The following is a 23,350-nucleotide window of genomic DNA, read 5'->3' on the forward strand; positions in this document are numbered from 1 at the left end:
TAAAACCCTTGCGGCTTGGGTGGCACAGCCGGCAAGGGTCTTTCGCAATGCTAGTTTGCTTGTTTTGAAAGGGACAGCTGCTGACCTTTATTGAAAAATTCATTTAAGTAGAACTGCGTCTTGTATCCATCTTCAAAAGTGGCAAGAGATGCAAAATTGCGATCCCGAATTCCGTTCATCCATTGGATCAGCTGAACTCTGAAGGAATCGGCCCATCCGTAAAATTCATTTTCAGGGTCTGTCAGCCACGTGTCCGGCATTGTTATCATCTGCTCCGTCAATCCGGCCCTCAGCAAAAACTGATTTTTCTGCCGTGAATGATAGTAAAATACGCCGTTTTGGCCGTTGACCTCGATGCTGAAGCCGCACTCATCCGATTTTGTGCATTTTGACGTAATCATATTGACAAACACATGATTTTCAAGCTGGCCGTATACTTCTGAATGATCATCAACATATACCTGTTTTTGTTCTTTTTCTTTGACGACCGTCATCATTTTGACTTTTAAACTGTCCAGTTTAAACGGGCTGTCGAACAAATAGAGTATGAGATCGATTAAATGCACGCCCAAATCTCCTAATGCCCCGCTCGTTTTGTTGCTTTTCGAATGATCGCGCCAAGTATATTTTTTTCTTCTCAAGGCGCTGTTTTTCTTAAAATGGACATTGATGGACAAAATATCTCCAAGTTCATTGCCGGATATCATATCTTTTAGGCGCTTAACGAATGTGAGATGGCGGTAATTGAAGCCCATGATCGGAATATAAGCGGATTGAGACGCCCTGCTTTTCATCTCCTCCGCTTCTTCCATTGAGACAGCCATCGGTTTTTCACACAATACATACTTCCCTGCAGCCATCGCTTCAAGCGCATGTTCTTTATGGCAAAAGTTCGGCGATGAAACGATGACTGCCGTCGACTGATTCAACAGCTCCTGCATACTGGTAAAGGCAGTTCCTCCGTATTCAAACGCACATTTACGAGAGGCAAGCGAGTTGATATCAAAAAACCCGGAAAGCTCGGCACCTTTGACTGTTGAAAGAGCTTTCGCATGGGCTTTTGCAATTCCTCCGGCTCCTATAATTCCGATTTTCATCTAAGGACACTCCTTATCGTTTGATATGGGCTTTTAGCACTTCTAAAATTCCAGCCGTATAGCTGCCTTCTGTCATACGGGAATGGAGCGACTTGGCTTCTGCTGTCGCATTCCCCACCAGATAACCATGTCCGGTTTTTTTTAGCATATCCACATCGTTTCCGCTGTCGCCGAAAGCAAATGAATTCTCCCTCTCTATCGCGAATTTATCCAATATAAAATCCACAATGTACGGTTTGCCTGTCCGCAAGGGGATAAAGTCCACATCATAGCTGTTTTCCGGATCGCCTGCCAAAGGGTTGCAGCGATTGATATTTACTCCTATTCCATGCTCTCTTGCAAGCCGCCTGATGGCTTCAAGCGCCCTCTTATCTGTGCTCTCTTCCAACGATTTATAGTAATAGTTGATTTTATAGCGGGAAAAGCCATGCTGAGTCTGAGGCACAAGCGCAATCTCATATTTTTTAGAGAGAGTCTGCTTGATTTCTTCGACCAGATCATGGGAGAAATTTGATTCTTGCAATCGGGCTTCCCAATCTTTATCAGAGACTTGGCCTTCTTCAGAGAAATAAGTGATTTCAGTGCCAAGGTCACCGGCGACAAAATGCGGAAGATATCGAAAGCCTCCCCGCTTCATTTTTGCAAGAACGGATGACAGGCTGCTCCCGGTCACCCAGCCGAGCAAAATCTTGTGATCAAGATGGTGCGAATGAATAAATGTTTCAAGGTCCATGAGCGCTTTTCTCGATTCATCGGTGATGCTGTGGGCGAAATATGTCTCATCAAAATCGCAAAATACGGCGTACTTCGGCTTGTTTACTTGCTGCAAGGTGTGAAAAGAAAGTGTTTCATGATACGACATCAATTAAGGCCTCCATTACTTTGTCTTGTTCTTCTACGGTGAGCCCCGGATAGAGAGGAAGCTGAAGCATTTGTTTATGCACTGATTCAGTGACCGGCAGTGATGTGTGCCGATAATTGGCTTTTACAAGTGGTGTGTTTTGATGATGGGATAAAATCGGGTAGTATATATCTGTTTGGACATTATGAAATTTAAGCATCATATCTTTGACTTGGTCACGATTTCCGTTTAGTATTTTAATTGTAAACAAATGCCATACATGATCATCGGTCATTTGAGGCAATTTGATCAGACCTCTGTCTTCATACTGCTGCAAATGCGCAATATAACGATCTGCTAAATATAAGCGCTTCAGATTATTTAAAGAAAGATATTTCATCCTTGCCAGTCCAATAGCGGCTTGCAGATTATCAATCTTAGCGTTAAAGCCGTAGTCAGCCGCCTTTTTATTTTTTTGATTCAGTTCAAAGCCGTGATACATATATTCCATGCATGCGGATGCAAATGATGGATCATCCGTCACAATTGCGCCGGCTTTTCCGCAAGTGCCGAGATTTTTATACGGATTGAAGCTTAATATGGAGCAAAGGCTGTTTTTTCCCAGATCGGAAACGCCGATCGCCTGGCAGGCGTCTTCAATAATCGGGATGCCGTATTTATCAGCGGTTTTTGCAATGGCTTCCATGTCAGGCAGCTTTCCATAAAGGTGTACAGGCAAAATGCATTTCGTTTTCAAAGTGACACATGCTTCAATTTCTGAAGGATCCATGCAAAATGTAACAGGGTCAATATCGCAGAAAATCGGAGTGCCTCCAGCTGCGAGCACGGCGTTTTCTGTTGCAGCAAAGCTGTTTGCAGGCATAATGACTTCATCACCTTGTCCAACACCCGCAGCCTTCAGCGCGACAATCATGGCATCGGTTCCGCTGGATGAAGCCATGACATGCTTTTTGCTCAAAAAAGCAGCTATTTCAGCTTCAAATACGCCAACATAAAAACCGCTTGTAAATTGCCCGGTCGGCAGCACGTCTTTCACCGCATGAACCACGTCATCTACTTCTTCTTCTGTGATCAGTCGATGAAGCGGCATAAAGTCAACTCTGGAGGGCGGGGAATCCATTCTGTTCAGCAAATTGGCGGTTATGTCGAATTGATCCTGCTGCAATGTCTCTTTTAATTTTTGATTGGCCAGTGTGTCGTCTATACGGCATTCACCAGCGAGCTTTCCTTCCTTCAAATCATTCAGAAGGACAAATAGCTGTTTGCTCGTGCAAGTCATGTTTTCGTTTGCGGTTTTCATCAATTTCACCCCATTTTTATTATTTTGGGAAATTGTCATATTTCATGACATATCTTAAATGATGGAATCGATACCATAACAACTCTTTTTTTCAGGAAGTGACTTTATGCCTACGATTGACGAAATTGCAAAATTAAGTAATGTGTCAAAAACAACTGTTTCAAGAGTACTGAACGATCATCCCTATGTATCTGAAGAAAAAAGGAAGCGGGTTTTGGAAGTCATCGAAAAATTGGACTACATCCCGAACACGTCTGCACGAAAGCTCAGATCCAACAAAACGATGTTTCTCGCAGTGTCTGTCCCACACGCGGACCACCCCTTCTTCGCTCAGCTTATGAAGCATATGTCCGCTGAAGCGCTGAAACACCAATACAAAGTCATTGTGTTTCAGACGTTTTATCAAAAGCAGAATGAACTGAAAGTACTGGAGCTGCTCAAGAGGAAAGAAGTCGATGGCGTTATGCTATGCAGCCTTGAAAATGAATGGGAAGACATCAAAAAATACGTCAAATACGGTCCCGTGGTTATGGCAAATGAATTCCACGCCGAAGCGGACGTGCCGGTGATCTGCTATGACGAATTCGAAGCCGGATATAAAGGAACGGAGCTTTTTATTCAAAAAGGGCATCATTTAATGGCCTTTTGCTGTGACACGATACACAGCAAGGCCCAGATTATGAGAAAAGAAGGGTTTATGAAAGCATTGTCTGATGCAGGTTTGCGTTTCCAGGAGAAGTGGATGTTCAGCCACGCATTTACCATTCATGACGGCTTCCGCATTATGGACCAGATCCACAACATGTCCGAAAAGCCGACCGCCATTTTTACGGGAAACGACCAAGTGGCCGCAGGAATTATTAAAAGGGCCCGATATTATCAATATGAAGTGCCAAAGCAGCTTGCAGTGCTTGGATATGACAATCAATCGATCTGTGAGGTGACCGATCCGGAAATCACGACAATCGATATACCTGTTGAAGAGCTGGCTCAAAAAGCCGTATGTGCAATGGTAAACCTTCTGAATGGGGAAAGCGGCTTACAGAGGGATGTCGTGACACTGTCCCCTGCATTAAAAATAAGACAATCTGTTTAGTATATATATTAATCTTGAACTATTTTTTATTTTATTCAGATAAAAATTTTGTTAAAAAATGGTAAAGCACGCCGCCAGAACGGTCAAGGCTGCGGTTCCTATTTTCCACCGGGAATTTGAGCCGCCCCCCTTTTGTTCGACACACTTAACAATTGGAGGCGCAGTTTTCTAATGGCTAAATTTACAGCTGAGGAACTAAAGGGTAATTTGCGGGGAATGAAGGGCATAAACGGATCAAGATCAAATGAAAAGGCATGAGCCTGGTACAATACCGGAATCATGCCAGTTAAACTGTTTCATGACATTTTATTGTCTAACTTTTGGAGTCACTTTTAACTATGTTGTTCAATTACCGCGCAGACGATGCGGTCTTTTCCATTAAGATCTTTCTTCACCCGCACGTCAGCATCAGGAAAGAACCGGTGAAACATGTCTTTAACGGCATTCCCCTGAGTCCAGCCGATTTCAAACACCACCAGTGCCTGATCTGCGATGACAGATGGAATTTCCTTCATGAAACGCTTATAAAACTGCAATCCGTCAGCACCGTCCGTTAAAGCCCCGGCGGGTTCATGGAGACGGACGACATCTGACAGCGTCCTCATGTCTTCCTCGGATATATAAGGTGGATTCGAAACGATGACATCAGCTTTCTTCTGTCGCGCGATAAGCGGTTCAAGCAAATCACCGCAGAGGAAATCCACTTTCGCCCCAAGCCGGTCAGCGTTGTGTCTTGCGGTACTTAAAGCTTGTTCCGAAATATCCGTCGCCGTGACGGAAAAACGCGGGCTCTCAAGCGCAAGGGTCACTGCAATCGCCCCGCTTCCTGTACCGACATCGACAGCTTTAAGACGATCTGTCCCGTGAAAAACTCTTTCCGCTTCGGAAAGGACAGCTTCAACGACTTCCTCTGTTTCAGGACGCGGAATCAGAACGTGTTCATTTACCGAAAATTCCCTTCCGTAAAAGGACTCTTTTCCGGTGATATATTGAACAGGCACTCCTTGATGATGAAGCTCGACAGATTTTTTAAACCTCGCAAAATCAGACTCTGATATGACATCATGGAAGCTTGCCAACAGTTTGCTGCGGTCGATGTTCAGCTGATCTGTCAGCAAAATTTCCGCGGCATTCCGGTCTCTTCCCGCTTCCGTCAAATAAGAAGAAGCCCACCTGAGGGCTTCAAAAATTGTTTTCATGTTTAGCTCTCCGCCTGCTGAAGCTTGCTTGCCTGATCCTCTACAATCAGGGCGTCAATCACTTCATCAAGCTTGCCTTCAAGGATTTGGTCGAGCTTTTGGATCGTCAAGCCGATCCTGTGATCGGTAACGCGGTTTTGCGGAAAGTTATACGTGCGGATGCGCTCAGAGCGGTCTCCTGTTCCGACGGCGGATTTCCGGTTTTGATCATATTCAGCCTGAGCTTCCTGCTGAAATTTGTCGTAAATTCGCGCGCGCAGAACCTTCATCGCTTTTTCTTTGTTTTTGATCTGAGATTTCTCATCCTGGCAAGACACGACAACACCTGTCGGAAGGTGGGTCAGACGGACGGCTGACATCGTCGTATTGACGCTTTGCCCTCCCGGACCGCTCGATGCGAAGGTGTCGACGCGAATGTCTTTTTCATGTATATCGACTTCTACCTCTTCCGCTTCAGGCAGGCAGGCTACCGTTGCCGTGGATGTATGGATGCGCCCGCCGGATTCGGTCTCTGGAACGCGCTGTACGCGGTGTGCGCCGTTCTCATACTTCAGCCTTGAGTATGCGCCGTTCCCATTGATCATAAAAATGATCTCTTTATATCCGCCTGTACCTGTCATATTCGCTTCCATCACTTCTGTTTTCCAGCCTTGGAGCTCTGCGTAGCGGCTGTACATGCGGTAAAGGTTGCCGGCAAATAAAGCGGCCTCTTCTCCGCCCGCTGCGCCGCGGATTTCCATGATAACGTTTTTGTCATCATTCGGATCTTTAGGGATCAGCAATACCTTCAGCTGATCTGTGAGCGACTCGATTTCTTCCTGCAGTTCGGAAATCTCCTCTTTCACCATCTCGCGCATGTCGGAGTCAAGCTTTTCTTCAAGCATCGCTTTAGCATCGCTCAGCTGTTCCGACGCGCTACGATAACGTCTGTATACTTCAACTGTTTCCTGTAAATCAGATTGTTCTTTCGAATATTCTCTAAGCTTCTTCGGATCGTTGACAACCTCCGGATCGCTTAATAGTTCATTTAATTTTTCGTACCGGTCCTCTATCGATTTTAAACGGTCTAACACGCTATTCACCTCTGTTTGCTGTGCGTAACATTCTAATTATAGTATAGGGACTCTTCCCCGTCAAAACAACTTCGCCGTTATCGGCAGCAGCCGCGTCTTTTTGCTATACTTTTAAGAAAAAAGGAGCTTGACTCAATGCTGGAATCGATTCATCACATCGCCATCATATGCTCGGATTATGAAGCATCCAAAACATTCTATGCCGACAAGCTCGGACTTGAGATTCTGAGCGAAACGTACAGAAAGGATCGGGAATCATATAAACTGGACCTCTCATTAAACGGCCGCTATGTCATCGAACTGTTTTCTTTTCCGGATCCGCCCGCACGCCTTACCAGACCCGAAGCTGCCGGACTCCGCCATTTGGCTTTCACGGTGGCCGATCTTGACCAGACCGTCAAGGAGCTCAAGCAAAAAGGCATCACTGCTGAACCGATCCGCACCGATCCCGGGACGGGCAAGCGCTATACGTTCTTCTCCGACCCGGACGGCCTGCCTTTAGAGCTTTACGAAGCATAGCAACGGCTGCACCCTCTGGGGAAAAACCGCTTTCTTTGCCGAATCCCTTCTTCTTTTGTCTAACAGGAAGGAGGCCTTTTCATTCAGGTCGAATACCCTTTTTAATGAACAGTTACAGGTTAAAAGGAGGTATCTTATGAATACTGCTGATGCGGCAAATGAACTGGGGGTTTCAACCAAAACGGTGCAGCGTTGGGTCAAGCAGCTGCAACTGCCCGCTTCCCGAAATGAGCTTGGCCACTACTTTTTCACGGAAGACGATATCGCCATTTTAAAAGAAGTAAAAGAGCAGTTGAAAAACGGTACGCCTATGCAGGATGTCACGGTCAAACGCCCGAAAAAAACCTTCTTCATCAAGAAAAACGAAATGATTCAAACGAAAGAGCCTGCACTGCAATTGAATGAGCGGCTCGAAGAAAGGCTGCAGCGTTTTTTAGAGCATGAACAGCTTGAACGCGAGCTGCTCCAAAAGAAAATCGCCGAGCTGGAAAGAAAGCTGGAGCAAAAAGCGGACGATGTCGTCTCCTACCAGCTTCTGCAGCAAAGGCGCGAACTTGAAGAAGAACGGCAGCAGATCAAGCATCTCGAGCAGAAAATCAGCCAATTGGAAAGCATGAACCGCCGGGAAAAAGATACAGCCGTCAGAAGAGAAGAAAAAAAACCGAAGAGCAAATTGAAATCGATCTTCTCTTTTTAAAGCGCAAAAAAGCTTGCAAGGCCATAAACGGCTTCTTGCAAGCTTTTTTCTTACTTAAGCTGTAATTGCAATCAATATCGGCAGCGAAATAATTGACAGCACCGCACTGATCACAAACGCGGATGCCGTTTCCGCTTCCTGGCTTTCAAAGTTTGTAGCAATCATGGCCGCCACAGCAGAACCAGGGAATGCCACGAGCAGAACCGCTTTTGTCATGTCGGCAGAAGAAAGGCCGACGACCATCGCGATCACAAACATTAAAGCAGGCTGAGCAGCGACTTTTAATAAAGCGATGCTCAAGGCAGGCATACTGAATTTAATTTTGCGGATTCCGACAGTCACCCCGACTGCGAATAGGGCGATTCCTGAAGTCGTATCTCCGAGCATATCAAGCATTTTCTGCGGCAATTCAGGAATTTGCAGACCGAATAATACAAGAATGATACTTGCAAGCGGTGCAAAAGCGAGCGGTTCAGACAAACCGTGTAAAATTGATTTTCCTGTCACCTTCCAAATGCTGTCCGTCGTTTCCGTTTGTTTTTTTGAAGAACGGCCGACGGTTCCGACGATGATCGCAAGAGGATCAAGCATCGCATTTACGACAATTCCCGTAATCGCGATTGGAATCGCAACTTCCTGCATGCCGAACAGGCTGCCCAATACAGGAATACCCATAAAGGCGAATGTCGGCTGTGCTGAGTTCAATGAGAACATTGAAGCATCTGTTAAATCGTATTTAAACAAAAATCGTAAAAGAAGCAAAATAATAACGTAAAATCCAACGATACCGATTACCAATGAAATCATAAGCGGAATCTGGCTGTAAAACTTATCTTTTGGCGTTGACAAAATGCTTGATACAAAGTGGGCCGGAAGCGCGTATTTCGTTACGAGCGTACTTACCCCTTTTGCTGATTTAGCATCATAGCTTCCAAAGTGACCCGCAAACCATCCCAGCGCAATAACAAAAAATATTGGCGCAAGGAGGATTAAAATATTTAAAAAGCTCAAGGCTGTTTCCTCCTCTATGTTGTCCCTTTCAGGGACGTATTAACGGCGGCTGATAAACGCGGTCGCCCTGTTACACAGCCGCCGATCCCATTTTTTTCAAATTTGATTGGTGCAGCCCGGTGACAAAACATCCGCACCCGGGCTGCCGTTTCTTTTATCGTTTCCTCAGAACCTAATATTAGTCTTGTTTTGCAACAATTGTTTTATACTCCGGACGCCACATGGCTTCGCGGACAGCCTTTTCGACATCTTCAGGCTGAACTTGGGCCACGCCGTCTTTAATGGCAGCTTTTACAACGTCGATCGCCACTTGAACGGATACGTCTTGCAGGTCGTCGATTTTCGGCAGAAGACCTGCACCCGGCTTTTCATGATCCACCATGTTCGCGACCGCGTTGGCAGATGCAGCAAACATGCCGTTTGTGATGACTTTCGCTTTCGCAACGATTGTACCCAGGCCTAATCCAGGGAATACAAAAGCGTTATTGGATTGTCCGATTTCGTGTTTCACGCCATTGTACTCAACAGCTTCAAACGGGCTTCCCGTCGCCACAAGCGCTTTTCCGTCCGTCCATTTGAACAAGTCTTCAGGAACAGCTTCGGCCAGATGTGTCGGATTTGACATCGGCAGAATCACAGGACGCTCAGTATGAGCCGCCATCTCTTTGATGATTTCTTCACTAAAGGCGCCGGCAACACCTGATGTACCAATCAGGATCGTAGGCTTCACTTGACGGATGACTTCCTCAAAGGAAATCTCTCCCTTTTCATTGCGTTTCCAATCTTTCACTTCTTCCGTATCGCGCAAATACGGTTCTTGGAAATCCATGATTTGATCCATGCCTGTCGTTAATAATCCTCTGTAATCGACTGTCCAGAATGCACGGTTGGCTTCTTCTTCTGAAAGCCCTTCAAGCACCATGGTGTCGCGGATTTGGTCAGCGATTCCTATACCAGCAGAACCAGGTCCGAAGATGACGACCCGGTGGTCTTTCAAAGACGTGCCGGTCTTTTTGACAGCTGCTAAAATCGCAGCCAGCGTGATAGCCCCTGTTCCTTGAATATCATCATTAAATGTTGCAATTTTATGGTTATATTTACTCATGATATTGCGGGCATTTTTATTTCCGAAATCTTCCCAGTGTAGAAGCGCGTTAGGGAAAAGCTTCAATGCTGTTTCGACATAAGCGTCGATAAATTGTTCATAGCGCTCGCCTTCTACACGCGGATGACGGTTTCCGATATAGAGCGGATCGTTTAGCAGTTTTTCATTATTCGTTCCGACATCCAGTACGACCGGGATAACGCGGCTCGGATCGATTCCCGCTGCCGCCGTATATACTGCAAGCTTACCAATCGCAATATTGATGCCTCCGACGCCCCAGTCGCCGATCCCCAAAATGCTTTCGGAATCTGTAGCGACGATCAAATCGATGTCATCAGCAGACGCCTGCAGGTTTTTAAAAGCCGTTTCGATTCCGTCCATATCATCGATTGACAAGTAAACGCCGTGCGGTCTGCGGTATTCGTGGCTGTATTCCTGAATCGCTTCGCCGACAGTAGGCGTATAGACAACCGGAAGCATTTCACGCAGGTGGTTTTGCAATAATTTATAGAAAAGCACTTCGTTTCTGTTTTGCAGATCGTTCAAATATACGTTTTGGCGAAGTCTGTCAGGTTGACGGGAAAATTGTTCGTAAGCCCGTTCCGCCTGCTGATCAAGGCTGAGAACAGTCGGCGGCAGAAGCCCTTCTAGACCGAGGTTCTTTCTTTCTTCAAGAGAAAATGCAACACCTTTATTTAGCGTTGGAATGGAAAGAACGTCTTTACCCCGCAAAGAAGTCTCCAAATGTCCTTCCTTCGTTCTTCTCATGTTGTTCACACTAATTACCTTCTTTCTTAAAATGTTAATGAAGTGAAATAAATACGGTAAACAATATAGAATATTTGCCTTTTTACACATGTAGATTTGTCAAATATGTAACGCGCGTTTTTTGACAAAAAACTGAACATTTCCTAAAACCTATTTACTTTTTACTGACTACAGTAAGTCATTTTATGCCTGCTTTTGTCAAAATTCAAGCGATGAAAATTAGTTAATTTTTTCGTATTCTTAATTAAGTTTTTTAATTACATTAATTCCCGCAAAAAGGATTCAATAAAAAAAACACTTGTTTTTACCAAGTGTTTTCGAGTGAAAATCTATATGTTTTTCCGATTTCATTTCGGCTTTCCAGGCACTTCATGGTGGTGGCGGCAGCGCGCTTCATATGCTTCGGAGGCCCCCACCAAAATGACCGGATCGTCATAAGAAGCAGGTTTTCCATTGATCAGCCTCTGCGTGCGGCTGGCTGGGGATCCGCAGACAGAGCACACGGCTTGCAGCTTGGTCACCGTTTCCGCTAAAGCCATCAGATCGGGCACGACGCCGAAAGGCTCGCCCCGGAAGTCTAAATCAAGGCCTGCTGCGATCACACGGTAGCCCTGATCAGCCAGAGAAGTTAACGTGCCGACAATCGTTTCATCAAAAAACTGCACTTCGTCGACGCCGATGACATCCGTTTCTTTGCTTATGTATTGAAAAATTTCTTCCGGAGATGCGATGGCATGGCACACAATGGATGTCCCATTATGCGACACAACCGATTCGCTGCTGTAGCGATTATCAATGGCCGGTTTAAACACTTTGACTTCCTGCTTCGCAAACGTTGCCCTTTTGATCCGGCGGATGAGTTCCTCTGACTTGCCCGAAAACATGCTTCCGCATATGAGTTCAAGCCAGCCGCTTTGCTTCATGATGTACATCCAACTAACTCCTCTCCAGCGATTATTGCAAGTAAAAAAACAGGCAAGAAAAATCCTGCCTGTTTATCATATCTATTATTACTTAAGACCGTATTTTTTGTTAAAGCGATCAACACGACCATCAGCTGAAGCGAATTTTTGGCGGCCAGTGTAGAACGGATGGCATTCAGAACAAATCTCAACGCGTACCTCTTCTTTTACTGAACCTGTTTCAAATTCGTTTCCACAAGCGCATTTGACTGTTGCTTTTTTGAACTCAGGATGAATTCCTGCTTTCATGTCTGTCATCTCCTTCCGCCCTGAATCCAATTCGGAAACAGAGTTATTATTCCGGGACAAAACCTCCGGAACGCACATGATAGAATTATAACAGCGATTCGGACGTTTTGCAAACTAAAGTTTTAAATCAGCGTCTTGCAGCCGACATATTCGCTTGCTTCCATTCCTGGATCAGAATATCGAAAAACTCCTGATTCGTTTTCGTCTTTTTCATTTTTCTCATGAATTTTTCGACGAAATCAGGCGTGTCAGACATCGTTTTCCGGATAGACCACAGACGGTCAAGGTGCTCTTTCGGAACGAGAAGCTCTTCTTTACGCGTACCCGAACGGCGAATATCAATGGCAGGAAAGATTCTTCTTTCCGCAAGAGAACGGTCAAGATGAAGCTCCATGTTCCCTGTCCCTTTAAATTCTTCATAGATGACGTCATCCATCCGCGAGCCCGTGTCGACAAGAGCGGTCGCCAAGATCGTTAAACTGCCGCCCTCTTCAATGTTGCGGGCTGCTCCAAAGAAACGCTTTGGACGGTGGAAAGCGCCGGGATCGATTCCCCCTGACAACGTTCGGCCGCTCGGCGGAATGACTAGGTTATAAGCGCGGGCAAGCCTTGTAATGCTGTCCATTAAAATGATGACGTCCTTTTTATGTTCGACAAGCCTCATCGCACGTTCCAATACAAGCTCGGCCACCTTGATGTGGTTTTCAGGAACTTCGTCAAACGTGGAGCTGACGACGTCTCCTGCAACCGAACGTTCGATATCGGTCACTTCCTCAGGCCTTTCATCGATAAGAAGCACGATCAGCTCCGCCTCCGGATGGTTGGTTGTGATGCTGTTCGCGATCTCTTTCAAAAGCATGGTTTTACCTGCTTTAGGCGGAGCGACGATCAGACCGCGCTGTCCAAAGCCGACCGGCGCCATCATGTCCATGATCCGTGTTGACAGGTGATTCGGTTTCGTTTCAAGCACCATCTGGCGGTCTGGATAAAGCGGCGTTAACGCTGGAAAGTGCACGCGTTCTTTTGCCGATTCAGGATCGTCGCCGTTAACCGCTTCAACATGCAGAAGGCCGTAATACCGTTCGTTTTCTTTTGGAGGACGGACCTTTCCGGACACTTTGTCACCGTTTCTCAAATCAAAACGGCGGATTTGCGAAGCGGAAATATAGATATCCTCTGAACTAGGGGAATAATTGATCGGTCTGAGAAAGCCGAACCCTTCAGACTGGATGATTTCCAATACGCCTTCCATGAACAGCAGATCTTCCTGTTCGGCGTTTGCTTTCAGAATGGCAAAAATCAGTTCCTTTTTTGTCAGTTTGCTGTAATAAGAGACTTTATAATGCCTTGCAAGCTCATACAGCTCTTTTAATTTCATATTTTCCAAAGATGAAATGGATACATCTTTCACTAAGAACACCACTCTTTTCTAATCGAATAATTTACTTTGTCTCATCAATTTCACGAAAGACGCTTGATTATACTGCCGATTCGTTTACCGGCAACGCTTCTACCCATATATATCGACGTATTGAAAAGGATTATAAGTATGAGTCGAGAAAGAAGCGAGGACTTAACAAGAGAAGATAATCGCATATCTGATAGATGCGGCAGGATTTTGGCTCTCTAAGAACCAACATGTGCAGAAAATTTCGCAGCACTCTTTAGTTTTACCTCATTTGTCGTACATATTCAACTTCATTTGCGATTTGACATGAAATTGATAGAGATGACCCTGTTTTGAAAATGCCTTGACATGAAGAAGAAAAGCCGTTAGCTATTGTATCAGAGTATGAACCTTGATTCAATTCGTGAAGTGAAATACAAGGGAAAAGCGGGTCGTCTATATCCCCGCTTTTCCTCTTCCTTATGGCCGGATGACTAGGTTAGGTTTTTTCTTGAGACTGTGTCTTCCGTCCACAAACCGCACCGTACCGGATTTCGCTCTCATGACTATACTGTGGGTCGTTCCGACAGATCCTTTGAATTGCACGCCTTTCAAGAGCTCTCCGTCTGTGACACCGGTTGCGGCGAAAATCGCGTCGTCTCCTTTGACGAGGTCTTCCATGCGGAGCACTTTGCCCGTATCAAGCCCCATCTTTTCACAGCGTCTCAGTTCTTCTTCGTTTTGAGGAAGAAGCTTTCCGTGAATTTCTCCTCCGAGAGCTTTGAGTGCGACAGCAGACAGGACGCCTTCCGGAGCGCCTCCTGAGCCGAATAAAATATCGACGCCTGTATGATCAAAAGCGGTGTTAATGGCACCGGCCACGTCCCCGTCATTGATCAGCTTGATTCGGGCGCCCGCTTCGCGAAGCTCATGGATGATTTCCTCGTGCCGCGGACGGTTCAAAATCGTGGCTACGACATCTTCTACATCTTTATTTTTTGCTTTTGCCACAGCTTTCAAGTTATCAATCACAGGCGCTTCAATATCGATGCAGCCGACAGCTTCAGGACCTACAGCGATTTTATCCATATACATGTCAGGCGCATTCAGCAGGTTTCCGTGATCAGCCACAGCAATGACTGCGAGCGCGTTCCATCCGCCGCTTGCGACGATGTTCGTCCCTTCGAGAGGATCTACTGCTACGTCTACGCGAGGGCCGTAGCCGTTGCCGAGCTTTTCTCCAATATAAAGCATCGGTGCTTCGTCCATTTCCCCTTCTCCGATTACGACCGTTCCCTTCATAGGAATGGTGTCAAACACATCCCTCATGGCGCTTGTCGCGGCGTCGTCGGCCTCGTCCTTTTTACCTCTACCCATCCAGCGCGCTGACTTAAGCGCAGCCGCTTCTGTCACACGCACCAGTTCCATCGATAAGCTTCTTTCCATTCCTATCTAATCTCCTCTCCCCCATATGAAATCGTTTTATGTTTGATCTATCACAGCATTTGTCCATCAGGAATTTTGCAGCTGTTCAATTTCCTGGTCTGTCAATTTTTCGCGCCAGACAGTGGCCCCGAGCTTTGCCAGCTTTTCTTCAAGCTGGCTGTAGCCTCTGTCAAGGTGCTCCAAACCGGTGATTTCCGTGACTCCTTCCGCCATTAGACCCGCAACAACGAGACACGCTCCCGCCCGCAGATCGCTCGCTTTCACCTTGGCGCCCTGCAGAGGAACGGGACCGGTAATAATCGCCGATCTGCCTTCGACCTTCATCGACGCGCCCATGCGCCTCAGCTCGTCGATATGTTTGAAGCGGGCGGAATAAATGGTGTCAGTGACGACACTCGTCCCGTTTGCCTTCGTTAAGAGCGATGTCATCGGCTGCTGCAGATCGGTCGGAAAACCGGGGTATACGAGCGTTTTCAAATCGACGGGTTTCAGCTCTTTCTGCCCGCCGACCATTAAAATCTGCTCGCTGCTTTCTTCGATTCGAACCCCCATTTCGCGGAGCTTGGCGATTAACGATTCCAAATGCGTCGGAATCACATTATCAATCAGCACTTCTTGTCCCATGGAAGCAGCTGCGATCATGAAAGTGCCGGCTTCGATCCGGTCCGGAATAATCGAGTGTCTGCACCCGTGAAGCGACTCAACGCCTTCGATGCGGATGACATCCGTACCGGCACCTTTTATTTTTGCTCCCATGCTCGTTAAAAGGGTGGCAACATCGATAATCTCAGGTTCTTTCGCAGCATTTTCAATTACGGTTTTGCCTTTGGCAAGCACGGCGGCAAGCATGATGTTGATCGTTGCTCCAACACTGACGACATCAAGATAAATGCGCGCGCCTTTTAATTCCTCCGCACGCAGATAGATCGCACCCTGTTCGTTCGTCACTTCGGCTCCGAGCGCCTCAAAACCTTTGATATGCTGATCAATCGGTCTCGGACCGAGGTGGCAGCCGCCTGGAAGGCCGATGACCGCTTTCTTAAAGCGTCCGAGCATCGCGCCCATTAAGTAATAAGAAGCCCGAAGCTGTTTCACTTTTCCATTCGGCAAAGGCATGCTGATCATCGGCGCAGGATCAACGACCATTTCTCCCTTTTCAAAGTGAACGTTTCCGCCGATCTCTCTCAGCAGATCGCGCAGCGTCAAAATGTCTGAAATATGGGGAAGGCCTTCAAGCGTAACCGTCGAATCAGCCAAAATCGTCGCGGGTATGAGAGCGACAGCGCTGTTTTTCGCTCCGCTTATATGTACTGTGCCATTGAGAGGATCGCCGCCGGCTATATTTAACTTTTCCATGATCGTCTCCTTCCTTAAAGAAGATAGCTAATGGAGCGCTTCATAATGAGATTTCCTTCAGACTCAAAATAAATGGTTCATTTCAAAATCTATCCAATTAAAAGAGAAAGAATACAACACATTTTAAATTTATCGGGAAGAAAAGCAGCGAAGCAGACTGCGGCAAGGTTCTCTTCTGCAAAACATTCATTTCTCTTTGTAAGACAAAATGGTGACAAACGGAGGGAGCCCCTCCACTTGCCACCCACATGAAGCAATTATTTATTCCAGTCAGCTAAAAACTGTTCAATCCCTTTATCAGTCAGCGGGTGCTTTGTAAGCTGATGAATGACTTTGAGAGGCATCGTGCCGATATGCGCTCCCCTTAGCGCGGCTTCAGTCACATGCTGCGCATGGCGGATGGACGCGGCGATGATTTGCGTGTCCAAACCGTGCACATCGAAAATTTGTTTAATTTCACTGATCAAATCGAGGCCGTTGTGGCCGATATCGTCAAGGCGTCCCAGGAACGGGGAAACATACGTAGCTCCTGCTCTTGCTGCAAGAAGCGCCTGGTTTGCGCTGAAGATCAGCGTGACGTTCGTTTTAATCCCGAGATCGGTTAATGCTTTAACAGCTTTCAGGCCGTCAGACGTCATCGGAATTTTCACCGTAATATTCGGCGCGATTTTTGCAAGCTCTTTTCCTTCTTCAATCATCTCTTCAGCCTTCAGAGAAATAACCTCGGCGCTGACTGACCCAGAAACCACTTCGGTAATTTCACGCAGACGGTCATGAAACGAAATGTTTTCTTTTGCTACTAAACTAGGATTTGTCGTAACTCCTGCAAGCACACCGAGAGCGTGCGCCTCTTTAATTTCGTCTAAATTTGCAGTATCAATAAAAAACAGCATATTGATAAAACCTCCTGTCATGAAAATGTCTGAACTGTGGAACATGTTTGCGCTTTCCGGATGATATGGATAAAACCGCCTGTCGCTATCAGGCGGCTTTTTTGACTGAACGGGAAGCAAAAGAGCCTCATGCCGTCAAAGGCATGTGTTAACAGCACTTCCCTAAAACATCAGAAAAACATCCTGTTTCCCCGGCTTTGCGGGAAAACAGATGCTTTTCCAATCGTCATTATGCTTTGTTTGAAGAACCAAATTCACGCATTTTGCCGATCACTGTTTCTTTGATAGCTTCGCGTGCAGGTCCGAGGTATTTGCGCGGATCATACTCTTCAGGCTTCGCAGCAAGCGTTTCGCGAACAGCTTTCGCAGAAGCGATTTGGTTTTCAGTGTTGACGTTGATTTTTGCCGTACCTAAAGAAATAGCTTTCTTGATGTCGGCAGTCGGGATGCCTGTACCGCCGTGAAGTACGAGCGGAAGACCAGTTGTGTTTCCGATTTCTTCCATTTCTTTGAATCCAAGGTTTGGTTCGCCTTTGTAAGGGCCGTGAACAGAACCTAATGCAGGTGCAAGGCAGTCGATTCCTGTGCGCTCAACAAGTTCTTGGCACTCTTTAGGGTCCGCGTAGATGACGCCTTCTGCAATGACGTCGTCTTCCTGTCCGCCTACAGTTCCAAGCTCAGCTTCAACTGATACGCCGTGGAAATGAGCAAGCTCAACAACTTTTGAAGTCGTCGCAACGTTCTCCTCGAAAGGATGGTGGGAAGCGTCGATCATAACGGAAGTGAATCCCGCATGAATCGCTTTTGCACAAGATTCAAAGCTTGAGCCGTGGTCTAAATGAATCGCAACAGGTACTGTTACGTTGTATTCTTCCATCAGCGCTTTAACCATTGCCACAACGGTTTTAAATCCGCCCATATAGCGTCCTGCACCTTCTGATACACCGAGGATAACAGGAGATTTCTCTTCTTCAGCGGCTTGTAAAATCGCTTGAGTGAACTCAAGGTTATTTAAGTTAAATTGTCCGACAGCATATCCGTTTTCTTTTGCTTTATTCAACATTTCCGTCATTGATACTAAAGGCATGTCGAAAGTCCTCCTTATGTAGCCTGATTTGCTTTTGCGAAAAAAGCCTCCACACCTACCTAGCATGACCAGAAAAATCCGCCATATGTAAAATGTTTTGGTTTTTTAAAAACGTTAGATAGCTTTTCTCTACTTATATAGAATAACAATTAATCAACAAATCGGCAACATTGTGACTGTGACAACATCAAAAACTTTTCCGCTATCCGTTGGACTTTATGGGCAGATAGGTTTTAACGGCATCGCGAATTTCGTCGATGTCAAAAGGCTTCGCAAAGTGCGTCAGGGCTCCGAGCTCCTTCGATTCCTGGATCATGTCGAGCTCTCCGTAGGCCGTCATAATGATGACGCGGATCCCCTCGTCAATGACCTTCATCCTTTTCAAAATTTCAATTCCGTCCATGCCGGGGATTTTCATATCGAGCAAAACGAGGTCGGGGCGCTGGTTTTTCACAATGTCAAGCGCTTGAATCCCGTTCGCAGCCTGGAAGGTTTTGTATCCTTCTTTATTGAAAACTTCATTCAGCAGAACCCGAATCCCGTACTGGTCGTCTACGATTAAAATCTTCTCATTCATGATTTACACCTCTATATTTATAATTTTCGCCAAAATTAAGCAGTAGTTTATCTATTCTGTTTTGTTTTTCTCTTTTCCTTTAATTAAAATATTTAAGTTTGCGACATATTTAGAGGATTTTTCCCATTATTCTCTTTTGTTATATAATGATAGTCAGTAAAAAAGGAGGAGTCAGCTTGCTTAAAATTTTCACCACTCAATTGACGGGAATCTTCAACCGGATTCAAGAGGGCGAGGCCCAATCGATAGAGGACGGCGCCCGCTTGTTGGCTCAGGCGGTCATCAGTGATCATTCGGTTTATGTATACGGAAAAAATGAATTGGAAGGCATTTTGAAAGAAGCGATGTACAGTTCTGAACCGTTCCCCTCAGTCAAAGTGCTGCCGAAGGACGAAGAAAACTGGCCCGATTTTGAAATGACGGACAAAGTGCTGATGTTCTGCGCCGGTTCAGCAGATGACGAAGAGCTGAAAATGGCGGAAAAACTATTTGAAAAAGGAATCGGACTTGTTGTCGTCTCCCCTTCGGGAAAAGACGGCGCCCCGATCGCATCATTCGCCGATGTCCATATCGATTCAAAGCTGAGAATGCCGCTTCTTCCCGATGAAGACGGAACAAGGTTCGGATTTCCGTCCCTGATGGTCAGCCTCTACATTTATCATGCCCTATCCTTTACATTAAAGGAAATTCTTCAGGAATACCAATAAAACAGGGTTGCCTAAAGGAAATTAATGACGGTGGGGCCGGCCTTAATGAATATAGTACCAGTTCGGGCCGCCATGATCACCAGAAAAATCCAAAAAAGCCTGCCGGCGTGGTTTGCCGGCAGGCTTTTTCTTTTTTACAGCTTTTCCGAAGTCTTCAGCGAAGCATGTACGAAGTCTCTGAACAGAGCCTGAGGTCTTGTCGGTCTTGACGTGAATTCAGGGTGGAACTGAGACGCGACAAACCATGGATGGTCTTTAAGCTCGATAATTTCCACAAGGCGGCCGTCAGGGCTTGTCCCGGAAAATACGAATCCGGCTTCTTCCATCTGCTGTCTGAATTCGTTGTTGAATTCATAGCGGTGGCGGTGGCGTTCATACACCACTTCATTTTCATATGCCTGATACGCTTTCGACCCTTCTTGAAGCTTGCACGGATAAAGTCCGAGGCGCAGTGTTCCGCCGAGGTCTTCAATGTCCTTTTGTTCAGGGAGAAGGTCGATAATCGGATACGGTGTGGAAGGATCGATTTCGGCTGAGTGCGCTCCTTCAAGACCGAGCACATTTCTCGCGTATTCAATCGATGCCACCTGCATTCCGAGGCAAATGCCGAAGAACGGAATCTTTTGTTCGCGGGCATATTTGACTGTCGTGATTTTCCCTTCAACACCGCGGTCTCCAAATCCGCCCGGCACAAGAATACCGTCCGCATTCTGAACAAGATCGGCAACGTTGTCTTCCGTCACTTCTTCCGCATTGATCCATTTAACCTGAATGTCTGCGTCAAACGCATAACCTGCATGGCGAAGCGATTCCACAACTGAAATGTAAGCATCCGGGAGCTCGACGTATTTACCAACCAAAGCGATTGTCACCGTCTTGGACAGACTTTTCACCTTTTTGACGAGTTCTTTCCATTCTTCCATATCGGCTTCTCTGCAATCTAACTTCAAGTGGCTGCAGACCAAGCTGTCCAGCCCTTGTTTTTGCAGGTCGAGAGGAATGGAGTAGAGCGTATCCGCATCGCCGGCCTCGATGACGGCTTTAGGATCGATGTCACAGAACAGCGCGATTTTATCTTTCATGTCCTGAGAAATCGGCATTTCTGTTCTCACGACGATGACATTTGGCTGGATGCCGAGGCTGCGCAGTTCTTTTACGCTGTGCTGAGTCGGCTTTGTTTTCATTTCTCCCGCCGCTTTAAGATATGGAACTAGCGTACAGTGGATGTACATCACATTGTCGCGGCCGACATCGCTCTTGATCTGGCGGATCGCTTCAAGAAACGGCAGCGATTCGATATCACCGACGGTTCCGCCGATTTCGGTGATCACGACATCAGCGCCCGTTTCTTTTCCGGCGCGGAATACGCGGTCTTTAATTTCATTTGTGATATGAGGTATAACCTGTACGGTACCGCCTAAATAATCGCCTCTGCGCTCTTTTTTCAGCACCGTGGAATAGATTTTTCCTGTTGTCACGTTGCTGTATTTATTTAAATTGATGTCGATGAAGCGCTCATAGTGGCCGAGGTCAAGATCCGTTTCCGCACCGTCGTCGGTTACGAACACTTCACCGTGCTGATACGGGCTCATCGTCCCCGGGTCTACGTTGATATACGGGTCAAATTTTTGAATGGTGACATTCAAACCTCTGTTCTTCAGCAGGCGGCCGAGCGAAGACGCCGTAATTCCTTTTCCAAGCGAGGATACAACTCCTCCGGTTACAAAGATATATTTTGTCATTTCTGTACCCCTCTCTTCGATTAACGCTTATTCCTTAAAATGCTCTTTTTATGAAAAATCATTTAGATCTTTTCTAAATGATTTAAATGATAAGGAGGCGGAAAAACAAGAAAGCTCCCTTTCAATTTCTTGAAAGGGAGCTGATAGTCCGTATCACTCGAATCTCTTCGTTTTGAAGAGCCCAAAATACATACTACATAGTTCGCCTGTGAAAGTCAAGATCGATTTAAACATGAATTCCGTTCAGGCGGCAAAATTACTCCTCGTCTTCCTCTTCTTCAAAATCTTCATCATCATCCAGGATCTCGTCTTCAAGATCATCCAGTTCATCATCGTCGGCTTCATCGATTTCTTCGAATTCATCGGCGTCAATGTCCAAATCGTCTTCGACATCGTCAAGAAGAATATCATCCTCGTCGATTTCTTCGAATTCGTCAAGAGCAAGATCTTCTTCAACCACTTTTTTCGCTTTTTTCTTTTTCGCTTTTACAGTCGGCTGTGTTTCTTCATCAAGCTGATCATACGGATACCAGCTGCGCAGGCCCCACGTTTGGTCTGACAGCGCCAAAAAGCGTCCGTCGATATTTAAATCTGTGTAGAACTGGGCGATGCGGTCTTCCAGCTCTTCTTTCCCCATTCCAAGCAAGGAAGCCACTTGATCTGTTAGCTCCTGGAATGTAATCGGTTTTTTGTGTTCCGAAAAAATTTCGTATGCGATTTCAACTAAAGCCATTTCCTTTAGCTGTTCCTCTGAGTATTGTTTCAAACTCATCGCCAGACACTCCCTTTCTATCTTCATGTATGTATCTACTATCTCTGTCATAGAAAATAAGCATGTAATCCCTGTCTTTACGACAAACCATACCTCTCATTATAAACAAAAGAAATCACTTTATGCCACCTTTATTCCCGTTAATTCAATAATTTTTACCTGTTGCATTGGAAATCGGCGGCAAGCGGGATTGAAACATAGAACAGCCGGGAGCGTCCGGCCCCTTGAAAACGAAAAAAACTGCCTCGGCGGCCTGTCCGCCGGCAGCAGCCCAAACCGTGCCAGACGGCTGTTTTCCACCCTTATTTCATCAGCATTCTCGAAATGACGAGCTTCTGAATTTCCTGTGTTCCTTCATAGATTTGAGTGATTTTTGCATCGCGCATAAAGCGCTCGACCGGATAATCCTTTGTGTAGCCGTATCCGCCGAAGATTTGCACGGCCTCTGTCGTCACTTTCATAGCCGTATCCCCTGCGTATAGCTTCGACATGGCGGAAGCTTTTCCATAAGGCAGCCCCTCTGATTCCAGCCATGCCGCCTGGTAGGTTAAAAGCCTTGAAGCTTCAATCTCCGTTGCCATATCAGCCAGTTTAAAAGCGATGCCCTGCTGCTCGGCGATCGGCCTGCCGAATTGCTTCCGCTCTTTCGCATACACCTTCGCCGCCTCAAATGCGCCCTGGGCAATCCCGACGGCTTGAGCGGCAATTCCGTTTCTGCCTCCATCAAGCGTCTGCATTGCGATTTTAAAGCCTTCACCTTCCCCGCCAAGGCGGTTTTTTAAAGGCACGCGGCAGTCCTGAAAGATAATTTCGGTTGTCGGCGATGAACGGATGCCCAGTTTCCTTTCTTTTTTCCCGACAGAAAAACCGGGAAAATCCTTTTCAACGATAAAAGCGGTTGTGCCTTTGTGCTTCTGTTCCGGCGCAAGGTTGGCAAACACGATGTAGATGTCTGCAATTCCGCCGTTTGTGATAAAGATCTTCGTTCCGTTTAAAATATAATCATCACCATTTCTGACCGCGGTCGTTTTCATACCGCCGGCATCAGAACCTGAACCGGGCTCCGTCAATCCGTAGGCGCCTATCTTTTCACCGCGGGCCATCGGCTTTAAGTATTCCTGCTTCTGTTCTTCCGTTCCGAATGCATAAATCGGCCAGCCTGCAAGCGAAGTATGGGCTGACAAGGTAACGCCCGTTGAGGCGCAGATTTTGGAAAGCTCTTCAACCGCGATGACATAGGCGAGATAGTCGCTGCCGATCCCCCCGTATTCCTCAGGCCACGGTATTCCCGTCAGCCCCAATTCCGCCATTTTGGCAAACAGTTCCATATCAAACCGCTCTTCCTCATCCCGCTCCTTTGCAGTCGGCTCCACCTCTTGACGGGCAAAGTCGCGCACCATCTTCTGTATCATTTGGTGCTCTTCACTCAGCTTAAAGATCATTCT

General features: G+C 46.4%; 22 protein-coding genes. 4 read left to right on the forward strand and 18 right to left on the reverse strand.

Going from position 1 to position 23,350, the window contains the following annotated elements:
* Positions 1-50 precede the first annotated feature (50 nt).
* From MHI30_RS19660 to MHI30_RS19670, 3 genes are read right to left on the reverse strand one after another with little or no spacing between them, the layout of a single operon-like run.
* A complete protein-coding gene (locus tag MHI30_RS19660) occupies positions 51-1,097 on the reverse strand; it encodes a Gfo/Idh/MocA family oxidoreductase (RefSeq protein WP_003186031.1) in 1,047 nt (348 codons plus the stop codon).
* 13 nt (positions 1,098-1,110) lie between these two features.
* A complete protein-coding gene (locus MHI30_RS19665) occupies positions 1,111-1,959 on the reverse strand; it encodes an HAD-IIB family hydrolase (protein WP_003186034.1) in 849 nt (282 codons plus the stop codon).
* Entirely contained in the window at positions 1,946-3,259 is a 1,314-nt protein-coding gene (locus MHI30_RS19670; protein WP_003186036.1) for an aminotransferase class I/II-fold pyridoxal phosphate-dependent enzyme, read from the reverse strand. Before MHI30_RS19670 ends, MHI30_RS19665 begins: the two co-directional genes overlap by 14 nt.
* A 106-nt stretch (positions 3,260-3,365) precedes the next feature.
* Between MHI30_RS19670 and MHI30_RS19675 the strand changes: the two genes are divergently transcribed.
* A complete protein-coding gene (locus tag MHI30_RS19675; protein ID WP_003186038.1) occupies positions 3,366-4,355 on the forward strand; it encodes a LacI family DNA-binding transcriptional regulator in 990 nt (329 codons plus the stop codon).
* Between the two features lie 332 nt (positions 4,356-4,687).
* Here the strand turns inward: MHI30_RS19675 and prmC are convergent, their stop codons facing one another.
* Positions 4,688-5,554 (reverse strand): peptide chain release factor N(5)-glutamine methyltransferase, encoded by an 867-nt coding sequence (gene prmC, locus MHI30_RS19680; RefSeq protein ID WP_003186041.1) that lies wholly within the window; start codon positions 5,552-5,554, stop codon positions 4,688-4,690.
* A 2-nt stretch (positions 5,555-5,556) separates the two neighbouring features.
* The gene (gene prfA / locus MHI30_RS19685) at positions 5,557-6,627 is read right to left on the reverse strand and encodes a peptide chain release factor 1 (protein WP_003186043.1); all 1,071 of its coding nucleotides are present in this window, start codon (positions 6,625-6,627) and stop codon (positions 5,557-5,559) included.
* Between the two features lie 135 nt (positions 6,628-6,762).
* Between prfA and MHI30_RS19690 the strand changes: the two genes are divergently transcribed.
* Together MHI30_RS19690 and racA are read left to right on the forward strand one after the other, a co-directional pair.
* The gene (locus MHI30_RS19690; RefSeq protein WP_003186045.1) at positions 6,763-7,146 is read left to right on the forward strand and encodes a VOC family protein; all 384 of its coding nucleotides are present in this window, start codon (positions 6,763-6,765) and stop codon (positions 7,144-7,146) included.
* Between the two features lie 136 nt (positions 7,147-7,282).
* Positions 7,283-7,843, forward strand: a complete 561-nt coding sequence (gene racA / locus MHI30_RS19695) for a chromosome-anchoring protein RacA (protein WP_003186047.1) — start codon at positions 7,283-7,285, stop codon at positions 7,841-7,843.
* A 54-nt stretch (positions 7,844-7,897) separates the two neighbouring features.
* Here the strand turns inward: racA and MHI30_RS19700 are convergent, their stop codons facing one another.
* From MHI30_RS19700 to MHI30_RS19745, 10 genes are all read right to left on the reverse strand, one after another.
* Positions 7,898-8,854: an AEC family transporter gene (locus MHI30_RS19700; RefSeq protein ID WP_003186048.1), complete on the reverse strand. Its 957-nt coding sequence runs from the start codon at positions 8,852-8,854 to the stop codon at positions 7,898-7,900.
* Positions 8,855-9,032: 178 nt separating this feature from the next.
* The gene (malS, locus tag MHI30_RS19705) at positions 9,033-10,736 is read right to left on the reverse strand and encodes an oxaloacetate-decarboxylating malate dehydrogenase (protein ID WP_003186049.1); all 1,704 of its coding nucleotides are present in this window, start codon (positions 10,734-10,736) and stop codon (positions 9,033-9,035) included.
* Positions 10,737-11,074: 338 nt separating this feature from the next.
* A complete protein-coding gene (locus MHI30_RS19710; protein ID WP_009329781.1) occupies positions 11,075-11,659 on the reverse strand; it encodes a thymidine kinase in 585 nt (194 codons plus the stop codon).
* 78 nt (positions 11,660-11,737) lie between these two features.
* Positions 11,738-11,938 (reverse strand): 50S ribosomal protein L31, encoded by a 201-nt coding sequence (gene rpmE / locus MHI30_RS19715; protein ID WP_003186051.1) that lies wholly within the window; start codon positions 11,936-11,938, stop codon positions 11,738-11,740.
* Between the two features lie 127 nt (positions 11,939-12,065).
* The gene (gene rho / locus MHI30_RS19720) at positions 12,066-13,349 is read right to left on the reverse strand and encodes a transcription termination factor Rho (protein ID WP_003186053.1); all 1,284 of its coding nucleotides are present in this window, start codon (positions 13,347-13,349) and stop codon (positions 12,066-12,068) included.
* Positions 13,350-13,805: 456 nt separating this feature from the next.
* Complete coding sequence (gene glpX, locus MHI30_RS19725; protein WP_020453285.1) at positions 13,806-14,771, reverse strand: class II fructose-bisphosphatase; 966 nt, start codon at positions 14,769-14,771, stop codon at positions 13,806-13,808.
* Between the two features lie 66 nt (positions 14,772-14,837).
* Entirely contained in the window at positions 14,838-16,127 is a 1,290-nt protein-coding gene (locus MHI30_RS19730; protein ID WP_020453286.1) for a UDP-N-acetylglucosamine 1-carboxyvinyltransferase, read from the reverse strand.
* 257 nt (positions 16,128-16,384) lie between these two features.
* Positions 16,385-17,020, reverse strand: coding sequence for a fructose-6-phosphate aldolase (fsa, locus tag MHI30_RS19735; RefSeq protein ID WP_020453287.1), 636 nt, complete (start codon positions 17,018-17,020; stop codon positions 16,385-16,387).
* Between the two features lie 229 nt (positions 17,021-17,249).
* A complete protein-coding gene (locus tag MHI30_RS19740; RefSeq protein WP_020453288.1) occupies positions 17,250-18,107 on the reverse strand; it encodes a class II fructose-bisphosphate aldolase in 858 nt (285 codons plus the stop codon).
* 202 nt (positions 18,108-18,309) lie between these two features.
* Complete coding sequence (locus MHI30_RS19745; protein ID WP_094777382.1) at positions 18,310-18,687, reverse strand: response regulator; 378 nt, start codon at positions 18,685-18,687, stop codon at positions 18,310-18,312.
* 173 nt (positions 18,688-18,860) lie between these two features.
* Between MHI30_RS19745 and MHI30_RS19750 the strand changes: the two genes are divergently transcribed.
* The gene (locus MHI30_RS19750) at positions 18,861-19,391 is read left to right on the forward strand and encodes a DUF2529 domain-containing protein (RefSeq protein ID WP_020453290.1); all 531 of its coding nucleotides are present in this window, start codon (positions 18,861-18,863) and stop codon (positions 19,389-19,391) included.
* Positions 19,392-19,525: 134 nt separating this feature from the next.
* On the opposite strand, the gene MHI30_RS19755 is transcribed toward MHI30_RS19750, so the two are convergent.
* From MHI30_RS19755 to MHI30_RS19765, 3 genes are all read right to left on the reverse strand, one after another.
* A complete protein-coding gene (locus tag MHI30_RS19755) occupies positions 19,526-21,133 on the reverse strand; it encodes a CTP synthase (protein ID WP_020453291.1) in 1,608 nt (535 codons plus the stop codon).
* Positions 21,134-21,389: 256 nt separating this feature from the next.
* Positions 21,390-21,905 carry a DNA-directed RNA polymerase subunit delta gene (gene rpoE, locus MHI30_RS19760; RefSeq protein WP_020453292.1) on the reverse strand — a complete coding sequence of 172 codons (516 nt, stop codon included), beginning with the start codon at positions 21,903-21,905 and terminating at the stop codon, positions 21,390-21,392.
* Between the two features lie 302 nt (positions 21,906-22,207).
* Entirely contained in the window at positions 22,208-23,347 is a 1,140-nt protein-coding gene (locus MHI30_RS19765) for an acyl-CoA dehydrogenase (protein ID WP_075751570.1), read from the reverse strand.
* Positions 23,348-23,350 lie beyond the last annotated feature (3 nt).

Origin of the sequence: Bacillus sp. FSL L8-0528, assembly GCF_038593085.1 — a bacterium.
Taxonomy (GTDB): domain Bacteria; phylum Bacillota; class Bacilli; order Bacillales; family Bacillaceae; genus Bacillus; species Bacillus paralicheniformis.

Bases quoted from the DNA above. Each gene is read 5' to 3' on its own strand.
- MHI30_RS19660 (WP_003186031.1), bottom strand. From the start codon at position 1,097: ATGAAAATCGGAATTATAGGAGCCGGAGGAATTGCAAAAGCCCATGCG.
- MHI30_RS19665 (WP_003186034.1), bottom strand. From the start codon at position 1,959: ATGTCGTATCATGAAACACTTTCTTTTCACACCTTGCAGCAAGTAAAC.
- MHI30_RS19670 (WP_003186036.1), bottom strand. From the start codon at position 3,259: ATGAAAACCGCAAACGAAAACATGACTTGCACGAGCAAACAGCTATTT.
- MHI30_RS19675 (WP_003186038.1), top strand. From the start codon at position 3,366: ATGCCTACGATTGACGAAATTGCAAAATTAAGTAATGTGTCAAAAACA.
- prmC (WP_003186041.1), bottom strand. From the start codon at position 5,554: ATGAAAACAATTTTTGAAGCCCTCAGGTGGGCTTCTTCTTATTTGACG.
- MHI30_RS19690 (WP_003186045.1), top strand. From the start codon at position 6,763: ATGCTGGAATCGATTCATCACATCGCCATCATATGCTCGGATTATGAA.
- racA (WP_003186047.1), top strand. From the start codon at position 7,283: ATGAATACTGCTGATGCGGCAAATGAACTGGGGGTTTCAACCAAAACG.
- MHI30_RS19710 (WP_009329781.1), bottom strand. From the start codon at position 11,659: ATGTACATCATGAAGCAAAGCGGCTGGCTTGAACTCATATGCGGAAGC.
- rpmE (WP_003186051.1), bottom strand. From the start codon at position 11,938: ATGAAAGCAGGAATTCATCCTGAGTTCAAAAAAGCAACAGTCAAATGC.
- glpX (WP_020453285.1), bottom strand. From the start codon at position 14,771: ATGGAAAGAAGCTTATCGATGGAACTGGTGCGTGTGACAGAAGCGGCT.
- MHI30_RS19730 (WP_020453286.1), bottom strand. From the start codon at position 16,127: ATGGAAAAGTTAAATATAGCCGGCGGCGATCCTCTCAATGGCACAGTA.
- fsa (WP_020453287.1), bottom strand. From the start codon at position 17,020: ATGCTGTTTTTTATTGATACTGCAAATTTAGACGAAATTAAAGAGGCG.
- MHI30_RS19740 (WP_020453288.1), bottom strand. From the start codon at position 18,107: ATGCCTTTAGTATCAATGACGGAAATGTTGAATAAAGCAAAAGAAAAC.
- MHI30_RS19755 (WP_020453291.1), bottom strand. From the start codon at position 21,133: ATGACAAAATATATCTTTGTAACCGGAGGAGTTGTATCCTCGCTTGGA.
- rpoE (WP_020453292.1), bottom strand. From the start codon at position 21,905: ATGAGTTTGAAACAATACTCAGAGGAACAGCTAAAGGAAATGGCTTTA.
- MHI30_RS19765 (WP_075751570.1), bottom strand. From the start codon at position 23,347: ATGATCTTTAAGCTGAGTGAAGAGCACCAAATGATACAGAAGATGGTG.